Consider the following 15,037-nt stretch of genomic DNA (forward strand, 5'->3'; position numbering starts at 1 on the left):
GGTCTTCTCCTTTTTATTTCTTCTATTATACCAAATATTCTAGGAAAATATTTTTAAGAAATTCAATCAAAAGACTTGCAAATTATCATGTTTTATTGTATTATTTAGTTAGAACATAGGTGTTGGCGAAAATGCCTAGAAAGGAAAGAATAATGGCTTGGAAATTTGACAACAATATGCCCATATATATTCAAATCAGTAATACTATAAAATTACAGATTGTGACCAATCAATTGAAATCGGGAGATAAGTTGCCAACCGTGCGTGACTTGGCTGAAACAGCTGGTGTCAATCCAAACACGGTGCAACGGGCCCTGTCTGATTTGGAAACAGAAGGATTTGTTTACTCGGTCCGCACAACAGGACGTTTCGTCACAGACAATCAAGAATTGATTTCACAGACCCGTCTTCATTTGGCACAGAAAGAGCTTGAAAACTTTGTGACCAATATGCTGGACTTGGGCTTCAATCAAGATGAATTAACCCACCAGTTAGATGATTATTTGAAAGGAGTGTCTTATGAATAACGCATATACCCTGGTCGAATTACAACAGGTTTCAAAATCCTATGGCGGTGCTGTAGCTCTCAATAATGTTAACTTGAAATTGACTGCTGGTAAGATTATTGGACTTTTGGGACCAAATGGTTCTGGTAAGACGACGTTAATCAAACTCATCAATGGACTATTGCAACCTGAGTATGGTCAAGTCCTTATCAACGGTCGCACTCCTTCACCTGAAACCAAGGCAATCGTATCCTATTTGCCAGATACGACCTATCTTGATGAAAGCATGAAGGTTTCTGATGCTATCACCTTCTTTACAGATTTCTATGCGGACTTCGATAAAGAACGGGCTCTTCATCTCTTGCAAGACTTGGGAATTGATATAAACAGCCGCATGAAACACCTGTCAAAAGGGAACAAGGAAAAGGTTCAGCTGATCTTGGTAATGAGCCGTCAGGCACAACTCTATGTCTTGGATGAGCCAATTGGTGGTGTTGACCCTGCTGCTCGTGATTATATTTTAAAAACCATCGTCAACAACTATTCGCCTACTGCCTCTGTTATCATCTCCACGCATTTGATTTCAGATGTTGAACAAATTTTGGACGAAGTAATTTTCCTTCAATATGGTAGCGTTATTCGCCATGAAAATGTGGATGACCTTCGTATTGAAAGTGGCGAGTCTATTGACGAACTCTTCCGCCAAGACTTTAAGGCTTAGTTAGAAGGAGATTGTTATGTTTAAGAAATTAATCAAATATGAATTTCAATCCGTTGGAAAATGGTATCTTGGGGTTTACCTAGCTGCACTGCTCCTATCAGCCGTGCTTGGAATCTGGCTTCAATCCTTAACTCTGCGAGTACAGACCGGAAATACGGAGCCTGGTGGTGCGGAGATGGTTCTTTTAGGAACAATCTTTATGACCTTTGGTATCCTGATTGCAACACTCTTCTTATCTACATTTTTCCTAGTCGTCAATCGTTTTAGGAAAAATGTCTATGGCCGTCAGGGCTATTTAACAATGACCTTGCCTGTAAACAGCCACCAGATTATACTGAGCAAACTCCTAGTTTCACTCGTATGGTACTTCTTGGCTGCTATTACTGTTTTACTGTCTATCGGTATCCTATTTGCTCTCATCATGATGAACAATGAGGATTTCCTAATACCAGAATTGCAGACATTCATCCAGCAATTAGACTGGTCTGTGATTTTTGCTCATTTATTTTATTCACTTATCGAGTCAACAATGGGAATCTTGCTCATCTACTTCTCCATCTCTGTCGGTCAACTGTTTAAAGACCACCGACTACTGTTTGCCATTTTAACCTATATCGGCATTTCAATTGTAGTTGGTGTGTTTGGAACTCTCGTTTTTACCAACAACCTTGAGAACCTTTATAATGCAGCACAACCATTATACCCAAGTCCTATCTTGGCCTTGGTCAATATCATTCTGGCCTTTGCCTACTATTTTGGTACACACTTTATCATGACCAAGAAATTGAATTTGCAATAAGAAAAAGCTCTTTGCCGGTCGTTCTGACATGGCCTAGAGCTTTCTTTTTACAAATTATACTTTTGAGCTAGGACATCAAGTAAGTTTGCCTTTTCTTCTTCACTGGCAAAGCTTGCTTGAATAGCATTTCTGTTGAATTGATAAAATTCTTCCTTGGTCGTTCCAAAATACTCTACAAATAGCTGATATTCTTTATTTAGGTTTGTATTGGAAACCGTTCGATTATCAGTATTGATGGTAATCTTTGCTTCCGCTTGAATCAGCTGTTCATAGGGGAAGTCTGCTAGAGTTTGGGCAGCTCCGGTCTGGAGATTTGAAGTCAGGCACATCTCAAGCGTTGCTCCGCTATTGACAAAAGCCTGAATAGCCTCAGCGTGACCACTAAGAGCCGTTCCGTGTCCAATCCGCTTGATACCCAAGGCCAGAGCTTGGGCTACATTGGTCACGCAACCACACTCACCAGCATGGAAGGTCATGGGGTAACCTAGAGATCGAGTGTAGTCAATCAACTCAGCCAGCTCTTGAGTTGGGTAGTCTACCTCGTTTCCGGCAAAATCAAAGCCAACCAATCCTTTGGGTGCCAAATCAGCAACAACAGAAAGGATTTCTCTGGTCTGACTTGGATCAGTTTGTTTCAAGCCACATACCAAGAGCTTGGCAACTAGGCCAAATTCCTTCTGAGCCTTTTCCATCCCACGCAAGACGGCTTTCACAGCTTCCAGGATAGTCAAGTCCTTGTCAGTTGATAATTCAGGTGCAAATCGTAGCTCAATATAAATAACCCCATCCTCTGCTGCTTGACCTAGAACATCGTAGGTTGCTATTTCCAGCGCTTCCGCAGTTTGTAGAAGAGGTCGAACAAAATCAAAGGTTTTCAAATAGGTCATCAGGCTATCAACCTTACCCTCTATACTGACCAATTTTCTGAGTTCCTCATCCTTGTCTGGAATGGAAATTCCTGCCAGTTGGGAAAGTTGTCGGATTGCCGATAAAGATAGGGAACCATCTAAATGGCAATGCAATTCTGTCTTGGCTAATTCTTGTACATTCAACATCAACACTTCCTCTTTCGTAAGTATATTGTTAACTATCATATCACATTTTTGACAAATTACAAGATAATTTTCGCAAAAAATGAACATTATTCTTATTGGATAGTTTTAAGTGCAAGAAAAAAAGAACGATTTTCATCGTTCTTGCCATACGGAAGACATGGGATTCGAACCCACGCACGCTGTTACACGCCTACCGCGTTTCCAACACGGCCTCTTGAGCCTCTTGAGTAATCTTCCATATATGGAGCTGGTGGGAGTCGAACCCACGTCCAAACACCTGCTAACTTATTCGTCTACAACCATAGGTTATGTCTTGCTTTAACTTGGGCTCGATACATAACTCAAATCCAGACCAAGCGAGTTAGTATATCTCTTTTGGGACAGCCTAACTCAGCCCCAACGTAGCTTGTTATTTTAAGACCAATCAGCAAACACAAGCAATTCGCGACTGGTCACGCAGGCAGGTTATTAAGCTGCTAATGCGTAAGTGTTTGTATTTTTTGCAGTTATATTTAACTGGCATTTTTACATCTGCCGATGGGTTGCAGAACAAGCCTCATAATGCCTGTCGAATCCGTAACAACCCCTTAGGTTTGATACGAGAATTATTATAGCAGATTTTTTCATAAATAGCAAAGCTATTTTTTACAATTTTAAAATTTTTTGAAATATGGTACAATGTTATTATGTATAAATTTTGGCAAAAAACGATCCAAGTATTGAGTGTTATTACACTTATCGGGACATTTGTTTTCCTTTTTTGGTTATATAAAATTGGTATTTTAAACGATCAGAATGCACTTTCTGAGTTCATCAAAGGACATGGAGCTTTTGGCAGCTTATCATTTTTAGCTATTCAGATTGTCCAGGTTGTCTTTCCAATTATTCCAGGCGGTGTTACTACTGTTGTCGGATTTCTAGTATTTAATTTTTGGTGGGGCTTTTTCCTAAACTATGTCGGCATCTCCATCGGAAGTATTATTCTCTTCTGGTTGGCTCGTCGGTATGGAAAAAAATTCTGCTTATTGTTTATGAGTGAAGAAACTTTTTACAAATACGAAAGCAAAATTGATAACAAACGTGGTTATGAAATTTTCTTCATATTATGTATGCTCTCACCTATTTCACCTGCTGATATTGTTGTCATGATTTCAGGCTTAACCAGTATGAGTTACCGAAAATTTATCACTATCACACTTCTCTGTCGTCCATTTTCCATCGTTGCCTATAGCTTCTTTTGGATTTATGGCAGCCAATTTTTGCAACAATTCTTACAATAAAAAAATCCTCATCTATGCGTTTAGATGAGGATTTTTTAGTGATGACCTTAGTTATAAAAGGTTCCATTTTTTGCGTATACTCTGTAAATTCCATCTTTTTGTCGAATAAATCGAAAATCTACTCTAGATTGCTTTGAACCTGAGCCATTTTTGTAAAATATTTGTAGTTCTTTTTTTTCTTCCCAAAAAGAACCTCCACCATAAGCAAACACAGAAGCTTCATAAGGAAGACCTCCCAAAGCAATCACCTCTTCATAGCTCATCCCGCCTTGTCCTGTATTGCTATCTCCCACGATAACTTGCTGAAACACTTCTTTGGTCCACAAATTCGTATTTGGATCTGCTTCCTTCGTTGGGAATTGCTCGTCTGGTAAGTTGTAGACATCCTTACTTGATAAATAGTATTCTGAACCATTTTTATAGAAGGCTAATTCAAGCCTTCGCCAGTCTGCATAAATATCATAGTTCGAAGGAGCATAAGTTAAGTATAAATATTCTTCTGAATATTCGCCGAATCTAGCTGATGAAGGTTTCCCATATTTCTCAATGATATCCGACAAACTGTCCCCTGTAGCATCCTCTTTCATCCCAATTACCAAGCTATCATAGTCTTTCAGTGTCCAATTAAAGCTAAACTCTTCTTTTGTAGCAGTCAATCCACGCGTAAAGTCTGTCACGCCTGTGTCACTAGCTTCTGTCCAAGTTTGACTGATCGTTGATGATAACTGTAGATCCGTACTCTCAGAACTTGGAGAATAGGTAGCAACTTCTTCTTTTGCAGGTTGTTGGGCAGTCCACACTAACCCTGCTAATACCAACAATACGAACGCTATCAAAAGATAATAAGTAGCCTTCTGCTTTTTCTTGAGCGATTCTTGGTACTCTCTTTCAAACTCTGCTTTCACTGCTTCTGATAGTTTGGTATAGGTATCCTGTTTTACACTCTTTTTTTGTTTGTTCTTCAATCTCTAAAGACTCCTTCCTTGGATTTTAATCTATACTCTCCTTGATCATTTTGCATAAAAACTAAATGGACGGAATTTATAGTAGATTCTGGATCATTATCTTCCTGATACAACATCCCTAATTGACGATAGTCTTGCAGCCCATTTTGTCGAGCATAGGTCGGCAATCCATATTGTTCCATGATTTCTTCTGGACTTTGATCCAAGGCTAGTGCGTCAATTGTGGCTTGATCCCACTTAAATACAAAATTTTCATCCGTGGCTTCTGGATAGTTTTCATCCACTAAATTATAGAATTTTTTTTGATAAATTCGATAAGCTCCATTTGACATGTTGAACCAAAAAGTAACGTATTGACCAAAATCTTCACTGTGGTAAGTAGCTGTAACAACTGAACTACCATCACTGATTATGGTAGACTCCTCATAACTATCCGCCAGTCCATACTCTTTTGTGAATTCTGCCAACGTCATAGAGTTCTCTACTTCTGCATCAATTTTCACAGCATCATATTTCCCAACGGTCCAATCAAATAGCTTAGCTGGCTTTGCTCCTTCAATCTCATCTAGGTAAGAATGCGTTCGTGAAACAGATTCCATAACCTGCTCCTCAACCTGATTATTTTTGTTCCTTGTTGCAGTCGAGTTCCCAATCAATAGATAGAGGATGGCTGCACTAATCAATACAAGCGGTAGTCCAATTTCAAGCCATTTCATCCACTGAATACTGGCTGACTGATCTACCGTATTCTTACTAACCCGCTCCAATTCTTCTTCTATTTTCTTAAATCTCGTATTCTTTGTCATTCACTTTTACCAATTTCTGACATCTTTGTGTTTTTGAGACAATTGATATTCCCCTTCCCCATCTTTTGTAAAACTAAGAAAAATGTTATCACTTGTTTCATGGTTTAGATACTGAATCCTGATAGTCCAATAATCAACCGTACCGAAACTTTGCGCAGCATAAACAGGACCATATGTAGAAAGGACTTCATCCAGCGAAACACCTCCCTCACCATTGCTTGCACCGACACGCAAGTTATTAAACTCCTGACTCGTCCAGTCATGACTATTCTCCCCAACTATATCTTCGTAAGGTTTAGGAAAAAGATTAATGCTATTTTTTGAAGCAAGAGTTAATTGCCCTCCAAAATCAACAAAAAGCAATTCAACCTCACGAAGAGGCTGTTCCGTTTGGTATAGTAATCTCAGCGATTCATATTCACTGGCGTATATAGAAGTTTCAAGCGATGTCGGAGACCCATATTTTTCGATAATATCCTCAACTTTTGTTTTTGAAGCTGCAGAATGATGCACATCAAGTGCTTCAAATTCCTCGTAGGTCCAGGAAAATGGCTTTGTTTCTACTTGACTGATATATTCAACATAACTTGTTAGATCCTTATAGGTCACAACAGGTGTATCAAGACTCTTGTAGAGAAATCCACTAATCACTAGAACAAGGAAACCAATCATCAAAAACAAGTAGCTGGACTTACTTTTCTTATCATCTAGCTCTTTTCTTTCTAGATATTTCCCAAGTTCACCTTCTAAATGCTGAAAATTTTTTTCATTCTTTCTATCTTTAGACATTCCAACCTCCTTCAATTATCATTATTATAGCATATTTTCAATTGTTAGACTATAGTCCTAAAGAAATCAAGTCTTGTATCATTTCTTATATTCGATAAAAAACACTTGTCATAAGGATAGTTTATAGGATACAATGGAATATATCTACACCCTCTAGAAAGGAAAATCCATGGCTAAGAAACTTCCAACGATTCGCCACCACGAAACCAATCCAAAACAGACTCAGACAAATAATAATCTATTTGTTGGCCTCGGTCTACTCGGTGGAATTTCCATCCTAAGCGGCCAAACTCAATTTTTGTTTCCTATACTAGTCCTTTCAGCCCTGGCTTATGGTGCGTTTTTTCTTATCCATCGTAACACAGCCAAGTCTACAAAGAATACGGCTCTTCGATTGCAAAATCTTAAGGAAAGCATTTCACATATCGAGCAGGAATTGAAACAACTGAACAACTATTTAACATCAAAAAATTATAGTCAGTATGCGCTTCTTGCCCAAGAGTTGTTACCTCAGTTAACCATGATTAAAGAGGAAACATCGGAACTTAAATATCAGTTGGATACCGATATTTCTTCGGCGATTATCCAACAAACCATTCAAGAAGAGGAAAAAATTTTAAAGCAGTTAAAACTACTTGATTTGATAGCTCCGTCTTCCTTCATTTCAGAAGAAACAAAAAAAATCCTAAGTATTGCACCTGAATTAGCTACTACCTATCAGAATGTCCAAAATGATCATATTGAAATTCTTGAACAATTGAAGAATCTTGAAAATGCGGAAGAATTGAGAGTCATCCACGAGATTAATATGAAACATTATAACGATATTCTCGATGGCTATCTCAAAATCAAGGAGAATCCCAAAAATTTCTATTCAGCAGAGGAACGCTTGGCTCAATCAAAGCTTGCACTTGAAAAATTCGATGCTGATTTAGATGAAACCTTACGAAAACTCAATGAACGGCAGTTGAATGAATTTGAGATTAGTCTAAGAATGATGGGAAAAGATGCGAACGGGGAAGACCTTTTAGCAGAGAAATACTAATTTAATAGGCAAGACCTGAATAAAAGGTCTTGCCTATTTTTTCTATAAGATTTACCTATAAAGCCCTCTACTAGAACTTTTTGAACACTATTGACAAATAGACCTGTACATGTGCGGTCTACGATCTCTGAAAAGCCCCCAGTCCAAGCGCTCACGCGCACCCTTTTCCAAATCATAAGTAGCTAGCAAGACTGCTTCTTCCTCCCGTCCCGCTTTTTCAATCAATTCACCTGTTTCATCCGTCATAAAAGATGAACCATAAAAACGCAGGCTAGAAGACTGTCCTCCATTTTCTGCAGAAGGCTGTACTTCTTCCAAGCCAATCCGATTGGCTGCAATGACTGGTGTGATGTTGGCAGCCGCATGGCCCTGCATAGTCCGCTGCCAATGTCCTTGGCTATCTGTATCCAAAATCGGCTCCGAACCGATAGCTGTTGGATAAAAGAGCAATTCCGCCCCATTCAAAGCTAGGCAGCGGGCGGTTTCTGGAAACCATTGATCCCAGCATATTCCGATACCAATCTTGGCATAACGAGTTTCCCAGACTTTAAATCCAGTATTGCCCGGTGTGAAGTAAAACTTCTCCTGGTAATAATGGTCGTCAGGAATGTGGGTCTTGCGGTAAACTCCCAAAACTGTCCCATCCGCATCAATAACTGCAATCGAGTTATACAGGCTATTGCCATCCTTTTCATAAAAAGAAACGGGCAAAACCACCTGCAATTCCTTAGCAATTGGAATAAAGTGTTGAACAGCATCATTTTCCTCTACAGACTTGGCGTAGTTGTAATAATCATACTGGCGTTCCTGACAAAAATAAGGACGCTCAAAGAGTTCAGGCAGGAGAATAATCTGCGCGCCCTGCCCAGCAGCCTGTCTGACCAAACGCTCTGCGGTCGCCAGATTTTCCCAAAGGTCCTGACTACACTGCATCTGAACAGCTGCTACAGTAACATTTCTCATATTATTTATCCTTTTCATAAATTCTTTATGGGAGATAGAATGTTCCTGAGATAAGGAAAGACGGTACAGGCTATACTAGAGTATGCCAAACCGACTTGACGCAATATCAGGGACATTTAGCCCCATAAAGAGGAATTTGCTGGGTAATACAATGAACATTCCCACCCCCAAGCAGGATGTCACGGGCGGGTATGCCGACGACTTTTCTGGTAGGAAAAAGCTGCGCGAGGAGCTCAAGTGCCTGCGCATCATGCTCATCAGCAAACTGGGGCACCAGAACCGCACCGTTGCTGACGTAGAAATTCACATAGGAAGCCGCCAAACGTTCGCCAGCTGTCCGTACTTCTTCCCCCGCTTCATAGACATAGCCTGGCAAGTCCTCTTCTGTTATTAGAATAGGATGTTTGGGAATAGGCAGTTTGTGAACGGTCAACTTTCTACCCTTGGCATCCACTTGCTTTTCCAAGTAGTCCAAATCAGCTTTGGACATGGCATATTGGGGATCTGACTCATCATCTGTCCAGGCTAAAACTATCTCGGCTGGACCAACAAAGGCTGCAACATTGTCCACGTGTTCATTGGTTTCATCATTGTAGATACCATAAGGCAGCCAGAGGACCTTTTCAGCTCCAAGAGTATCTAGAAGCACTTGCTCAATCTGATCCTTGGTCAAATGGGGATTACGTCCTGGGCTCAGTAAACAGGATTCGGTCACCAAGATGGTTCCCTCCCCATCGCTATGGATAGCTCCGCCTTCTAGGACAAAGGGATGGGCATCATAGATTGGCAGACCGATGGCCTGACTAAATCGACTAGCCACCTGATCATCTGCCTCATAGTCCTGATAAAGACCATCATAGCTTCCGCCCCAAGCATTAAAAGCCCAATCGACAGACAAAGCTCTGCCATTTTCATGGATCAAAACCGTCGGACCTGTGTCACGCGCCCATGCGTCGTTGGTAGGAATGTCCAGATAGGTTACGTCATCACCCAGCATAGACTGTGCCTCCTCACGGTGTGCCTCATCGACCAAGAGATAGACCTGCTCGCTTTCAGTAATGGTTTTAATGACCTGGCTGAAGGCCTTTTTCGCCCCCTGACCATCAAAGGGCCAGGATCCTGGGCGAGTCGGCCACACCATGAGTGTACCATGATGGGGCTCATACTCAGCTGGCATACGGTAACCCGCTGCTTTTGGACTTTCTATCATGACAACCTCCCTTTGAAATCTTCATAACCAAATTCCTTGATAATACGGCAGTCGCCAGCCTCGTCCATGATGGCTAGGCTAGGTAACCCAATGCCGTTAAAGGTATTGTTTTTAACGAAAGAATAGATGGCCATATCTTCAAAATAGAGCTTGTCACCAATCTCCACAGGCTTTTCAAAGGAATAATCGCCGATGATGTCACCCGTCAGACAGGTATTGGAAGACAGTCTGTATGTATAGACTTTTTCACCTGCCTCAAAGCCATAGCGAAGCGGTGGGCGATAAGGCATTTCTAAGACATCCGGCATATGGCAGGTAGCCGAAGCATCTAACACAAGCGTTTCAATGCCATTTTCAACAATATCCAGAACCTCTGTCACCAGATAGCCTGCATTAAGAGCAATGGCTTCTCCTGGCTCGATATAGACTTCCAGCCCATAAGTTTCCTGCATGTGCTGGATAGAGGAAATCAGCAAATCTACATCATAGTCTTCTCTGGTCACATGATGGCCTCCGCCCATATTGAGCCATTTAATACGGTGGAGGTAAGGGCCAAATTTAGCCTCGACAGCTTCCAAGGTGGTTTTCAAATCATCTGAATTTTGTTCGCAGAGAGTATGGAAATGCAGGCCATCCACCAAGTCTAGCAGGTCTTCTGAAAACTGACTGATACGAACACCAAAGCGAGAGCCTGTTGCACAGGGATCGTAAAGTGCATGCTCGTCTTGTGTGGAGCATTCGGGATTGATCCGCAGACCAATGCTTACTCCTGCTGCTCTGCATTTGTCAGCGTGCTTACGGAGTTGGCGCTTTGAGTTAAAGACGATATGGTCTGCAATTTCCAAAATATCATCCAAATCTGCATCCTTAAAGGCGGGGGCAAAGACATGGACTTCGCCACCAAATTCCTCACGACCAAGTTTAGCTTCATAAAGTCCTGAAGCAGTTGTGCCAGCCAAATATTGGCTAATTAGTGGATAGGTGGCATACATGGAGAAAGCTTTTTGAGCCAAGAGTACCTTACAGCCTGTACGGTCTTGGACAGACTTGAGAATTTCTAAATTGTTGACCAGCTTGGCTTCATCAATGACATAGGCTGGTGTTGGAACTTGTTCAATTCTCATCTAGTCCACCAAAACAGGATTTTCTACTACTTGCCATGGCAAGCCATATTGGTTGAGCAAGTCCATAAATGGATCTGGATCCAATTCCTCCAAGTTGTAAACGCCTGGCTTCTTCCAAGTTCCGTCCATGACAAGCTTGGTTCCAATCATAGCTGGCACGCCAGTTGTGTAGGAAATAGCCTGTGAACCAACTTCCTTATAGCACTCTTGGTGGTCACATACATTGTAGATGTAAATAGTCTTCTCTACACCGTCCTTGATACCTGTGAAAATACAGCCGATGTTGGTTTTCCCAACTGTACGTGGACCAAGGCTGGCTGGGTCTGGTAATAATGCCTTGAGGAATTGGATTGGCACCACTTCTTGTCCGTTGAAATTGATTGGGTCTGTCCGCAAAAGACCAACATTTTCCAAGCACTTCATGTGGGTCAAGTAGGATTGACCGAAAGTCATAAAGAAGCGGATGCGTTTGACACCTGGAATATTCTTAGCCAGCGACTCGATTTCTTCGTGATGGAGGAGGTACATGTCTTTTTGACCCACTTCTGGGAAATCGTACTCTCGCTTGATAGACATAGCTTCCACTTCCACCCATTTGCCATTTTCCCAGTAGGAGCCTGGTGCTGAAACCTCACGCAAGTTGATTTCAGGGTTGAAGTTGGTGGCAAATGGATAGCCATGATCCCCACCGTTACAGTCTAGGATGTCGATGTAATGAATTTCATCGAAATAATGCTTGAGTGCGTAGGCTGAAAATACGCTGGTCACCCCTGGATCAAATCCGGATCCCAAAAGAGCTGTCAGGCCTGCTTTTTCAAAACGCTCCTTATAAGCCCACTGCCATGAGTAGTCAAAGTAGGCTGTGAAGCCCTCTTCTGCACATCGTTTTTCGTAGATAGCCCGCCATTCTGGGTCTTCGGTGTCCTCGCACTCGTAGTTGGCGGTGTCGATGTAGTCCACGCCTGTCGCCAAGCAAGCATCCATGATGGTCAAGTCTTGGTAGGGAAGGGCCACATTCAAGACTGCCTTTGGCTGGTAGCTTTCAATCAAGGTAATCACTTCTTCTACCTTATCCGCATCCACTTGGGCAGTTTCAATTTTTACGGAAGTTTTTCCTTCTAAGGCAGCCTTCAAATCATCACACTTGGACTTGGTACGGCTGGCAATCATGACTTCCTTGAAGGTATCTTCTGCCTGGCAAACCTTGCTGATGGCAACCTGGGCAACTCCGCCACAACCAATCACTAATAAACGACTCATTATTTTTTCTCCTCTTCTTCTAAAATATCTTCGACATAACGGGGCAAGAGAAATGCTCCAATATGCAAGTTTGCGGTATAGTATTCTGTGAAAAGCTGACGCGCCTTCCATTTTTCCTTATCAAAATCTTCAATGGGATGGTATTTTTTAGAGGCAAAGCCAAATAACCAATAACCCGCCGCAGATGTCGGAATATGGGCCTGATAAACACGGCTAATAGGGAAAGACTGGGTCGCCTTTCTATGCATAGAACGAAAGGCAGACTCATCTTCGTCATAGAATGGCGAACCATGTTGGTAAACCATGATCCCATCTTCCTTCAAAGCCCGATAGGCATTACCGTAAAATTCCTTGGTAAAGAGCCCTTCCGTGTGTCCAAATGGATCTGTCGCATCATTGATGATGATATCATATTCGTTTTCACAGTTGCGCAAGAAACGCAGACCATCCTGTAAATAAACCTCGACCCGCTCATCTTCTAAACCCGATGCATAGTCTGGGAAATATTCTCGACAGACCTCAACCAAAAGTTCATCTGGCTCTACAACGTCAATACGTTCAATTTCAGGATACATACTGAGAACTTGAGCAACCCCACCATCTCCACCACCTAAAATCAAGATTTTCTTAGGATTGGGATGGACGGCCATGGGCACATGGACAGCCATCTCATTGTAGACAAAGTCATCTGCATCCGAGAATAAAACACGACCATTAAGGGTTAATATTTTTCCAAAGGCTGGCGAGTCCAACACAGCGATGTCCTGAAATTCACTCTTGCCAGCATAAAGTTGTTGACTGGTGCGAATGGACAATTTTACATCAGGTGTTTGAACTTCTGAAAACCACATTTCCATGACTAGCCCTCCTTAATGACATTGATGTAGTTGACATCTGGATCTTCGGTACCTTGAACAGAACAACCACGCTCCTTGGCAAAGATGATGTAGTCAACAATTTCTTGGGTCACTCGTTCACCTGGAGCTAAAAGCGGGATACCAGGCGGATAGCACATGACAAATTCCCCACAGACCTGACCAACTGCTTCTTGCAGGGAACGGCTTTCGCGCTCTGCATAAAAAGCCTGCTGCGGTGACAATACCAGCTGCGGCTGGATGTATTCTCCCGAAATCAAATCCGAACCATCTCGTGAGTAAAGACGCTTGATGTCAGCCAGTGCCCCTACCAGTCGCTCGATGTCCTGCAGGCGGTCACCGATGGAAATATAGGCCAAGATATTGCCAATATCCCCAAATTCAATCTGGATGTCGTACTCATCCCGCAACAAATCATAGACTTCAATCCCTGTCAGACCAATGCCCTGCGTATAGATGGAGAGCTTGGTGACATCGAAATCATGCACCGTTTTACCATCGATCAATTCCTTGGAATAGGCATAGTAGCCACCGATAGCGTTGATTTCACGGCGAGCATACTCAGACATTTCAATGACCTTTTCAAAAGATTCTTTGCCACGAAGGGCCAGATTTCTCCGTGAAATATCCAAACTAGCCAGCAAGAGATAGGAAGCGGATGTCGACTGGGTCAGATTGATAATCTGGCGGACATACTCCACATTCATATCAGGACCGACCAATAGGAGCGAGCTCTGGGTCAGACTGCCACCTGATTTGTGCATGGAAACAGCTGCCATATCAGCTCCCACATCCATAGCCGCCTCTGGCAATTTTTCCGAAAAATGCAAATGCGCACCATGAGCCTCGTCCACCAAAACTTTCATGCCCGCTGCGTGAGCTTTCTCAGTCAAGGTACGCAGGTCTGAGCAGATACCATAGTAGGTCGGATTGTTGATCAAGACAGCAACCGCGTCAGGATGCTCATAAATCGCCCGTTCAAAAGCTTCATTTTCCAATGCAAGAGCAATACCAATCCGTGGCTCCACACTCATATCCACATAGACTGGTATAGCTCCGCATAGGACCAAAGCATTGAGGGCAGACTTGTGGACATTGCGAGGTAAAATGATTTTATCACCCGCCTTACAGGTCGCCAAAATCATGGTCTGGACAGAAGAGGTTGTCCCTCCAACCATGAGAAAGGCATGGCTGGCACCAAAGGCTTCTGCCGCCAATTCTTCGGCCTCTCGGATAATGGACACAGGATGCCCTAAGTTATCCAAGGGTTTCATGGAATTGACATCAATCCCCACGCATTTTTCTCCTAACAGTTCGACCAACTCTGGATTACCCCGTCCCCGCTTATGTCCAGGCACATCAAAGGGAACAATCCTTTTTCGGCGTAACTGTACCAATCCCTGATAAATAGGGGCTTGGTGTTGATTTTTCATATTGAAAAACTCCTTTGCTTGATGGACTCCTACCCTTTTTTAAAAAAGCAAAAAGAGCAGGGTTCATCCTGCTCTACAATCCAAATTGACGTTTTTTATTCTTCTCTTGAGTTTATGTGCCTACCGTTTCCTACTCTCCAGTGCAAATATATACGTACTTTATTGACCGTTTCACAAGATGACGTGTGCTTTCACCACACTGACAA

At 42.2% G+C, this 15,037-nt stretch carries 15 protein-coding genes, 1 tRNA gene and 1 other RNA gene; 5 read left to right on the plus strand and 12 right to left on the minus strand.

The window, feature by feature from the left end; translation table 11 throughout:
* Positions 1-152: 152 nt before the first annotated feature.
* The 3 genes from C1G53_RS05520 to C1G53_RS05530 are packed head-to-tail and all read left to right on the plus strand — an operon-like array spanning position 153 to position 2,026.
* Positions 153-527, plus strand: a complete 375-nt coding sequence (locus C1G53_RS05520) for a GntR family transcriptional regulator (RefSeq protein ID WP_044689247.1) — start codon at positions 153-155, stop codon at positions 525-527.
* A complete protein-coding gene (locus C1G53_RS05525; protein ID WP_105117979.1) occupies positions 520-1,227 on the plus strand; it encodes an ABC transporter ATP-binding protein in 708 nt (235 codons plus the stop codon). The genes C1G53_RS05520 and C1G53_RS05525 overlap by 8 nt, the downstream gene beginning before the upstream one ends.
* Positions 1,228-1,243: 16 nt before the next feature.
* A complete protein-coding gene (locus C1G53_RS05530; protein ID WP_105117980.1) occupies positions 1,244-2,026 on the plus strand; it encodes an ABC transporter permease in 783 nt (260 codons plus the stop codon).
* A gap of 47 nt (positions 2,027-2,073) precedes the next feature.
* Here the strand turns inward: C1G53_RS05530 and add are convergent, their stop codons facing one another.
* The 3 genes from add to ssrA form a co-directional block, all read right to left on the minus strand.
* Positions 2,074-3,081 carry an adenosine deaminase gene (gene add / locus C1G53_RS05535; RefSeq protein ID WP_105117981.1) on the minus strand — a complete coding sequence of 336 codons (1,008 nt, stop codon included), beginning with the start codon at positions 3,079-3,081 and terminating at the stop codon, positions 2,074-2,076.
* A gap of 149 nt (positions 3,082-3,230) precedes the next feature.
* A tRNA-Ser gene (locus tag C1G53_RS05540) sits at positions 3,231-3,318 on the minus strand.
* Positions 3,319-3,320: 2 nt separating this feature from the next.
* Positions 3,321-3,668, minus strand: a transfer-messenger RNA (tmRNA) gene (ssrA, locus tag C1G53_RS05545).
* 99 nt (positions 3,669-3,767) lie between these two features.
* Between ssrA and C1G53_RS05550 the strand changes: the two genes are divergently transcribed.
* Positions 3,768-4,361: a TVP38/TMEM64 family protein gene (locus C1G53_RS05550; RefSeq protein ID WP_105117982.1), complete on the plus strand. Its 594-nt coding sequence runs from the start codon at positions 3,768-3,770 to the stop codon at positions 4,359-4,361.
* Positions 4,362-4,408: 47 nt separating this feature from the next.
* Here the strand turns inward: C1G53_RS05550 and C1G53_RS05555 are convergent, their stop codons facing one another.
* The 3 genes from C1G53_RS05555 to C1G53_RS05565 are packed head-to-tail and all read right to left on the minus strand — an operon-like array spanning position 4,409 to position 6,921.
* Positions 4,409-5,326, minus strand: a complete 918-nt coding sequence (locus C1G53_RS05555; RefSeq protein WP_105117983.1) for a hypothetical protein — start codon at positions 5,324-5,326, stop codon at positions 4,409-4,411.
* Complete coding sequence (locus C1G53_RS05560) at positions 5,323-6,132, minus strand: hypothetical protein (protein ID WP_105117984.1); 810 nt, start codon at positions 6,130-6,132, stop codon at positions 5,323-5,325. The genes C1G53_RS05555 and C1G53_RS05560 overlap by 4 nt, the downstream gene beginning before the upstream one ends.
* Positions 6,133-6,138: 6 nt before the next feature.
* Positions 6,139-6,921 (minus strand): hypothetical protein, encoded by a 783-nt coding sequence (locus C1G53_RS05565; protein WP_105117985.1) that lies wholly within the window; start codon positions 6,919-6,921, stop codon positions 6,139-6,141.
* Between the two features lie 169 nt (positions 6,922-7,090).
* On the opposite strand from C1G53_RS05565, the gene C1G53_RS05570 reads away from it, so the two are divergent.
* Positions 7,091-7,966 carry a hypothetical protein gene (locus tag C1G53_RS05570; RefSeq protein WP_105117986.1) on the plus strand — a complete coding sequence of 292 codons (876 nt, stop codon included), beginning with the start codon at positions 7,091-7,093 and terminating at the stop codon, positions 7,964-7,966.
* Positions 7,967-8,053: 87 nt separating this feature from the next.
* Here C1G53_RS05570 and aguB read toward each other — a convergent pair whose 3' ends face one another.
* From aguB to C1G53_RS05600, 6 genes are all read right to left on the minus strand, one after another.
* Positions 8,054-8,929, minus strand: coding sequence for an N-carbamoylputrescine amidase (aguB, locus tag C1G53_RS05575; RefSeq protein ID WP_105117987.1), 876 nt, complete (start codon positions 8,927-8,929; stop codon positions 8,054-8,056).
* 106 nt (positions 8,930-9,035) lie between these two features.
* Positions 9,036-10,139 carry an agmatine deiminase gene (aguA, locus tag C1G53_RS05580; RefSeq protein ID WP_105117988.1) on the minus strand — a complete coding sequence of 368 codons (1,104 nt, stop codon included), beginning with the start codon at positions 10,137-10,139 and terminating at the stop codon, positions 9,036-9,038.
* On the minus strand, positions 10,136-11,263 hold the full coding sequence (gene nspC / locus C1G53_RS05585; RefSeq protein WP_105117989.1) for a carboxynorspermidine decarboxylase: 1,128 nt from the start codon (positions 11,261-11,263) through the stop codon (positions 10,136-10,138). Before nspC ends, aguA begins: the two co-directional genes overlap by 4 nt.
* Entirely contained in the window at positions 11,264-12,523 is a 1,260-nt protein-coding gene (locus C1G53_RS05590; RefSeq protein WP_105117990.1) for a saccharopine dehydrogenase family protein, read from the minus strand.
* The gene (gene speE, locus C1G53_RS05595; protein WP_105117991.1) at positions 12,523-13,380 is read right to left on the minus strand and encodes a polyamine aminopropyltransferase; all 858 of its coding nucleotides are present in this window, start codon (positions 13,378-13,380) and stop codon (positions 12,523-12,525) included. Before speE ends, C1G53_RS05590 begins: the two co-directional genes overlap by 1 nt.
* A gap of 2 nt (positions 13,381-13,382) precedes the next feature.
* Complete coding sequence (locus C1G53_RS05600) at positions 13,383-14,831, minus strand: aminotransferase class I/II-fold pyridoxal phosphate-dependent enzyme (protein ID WP_105117992.1); 1,449 nt, start codon at positions 14,829-14,831, stop codon at positions 13,383-13,385.
* Between the last annotated feature and the right edge of the window lie 206 nt (positions 14,832-15,037).

The sequence above is a fragment of the Streptococcus suis genome (assembly GCF_002960445.1).
Classification (GTDB): Bacteria; Bacillota; Bacilli; order Lactobacillales; family Streptococcaceae; genus Streptococcus; species Streptococcus hyiners.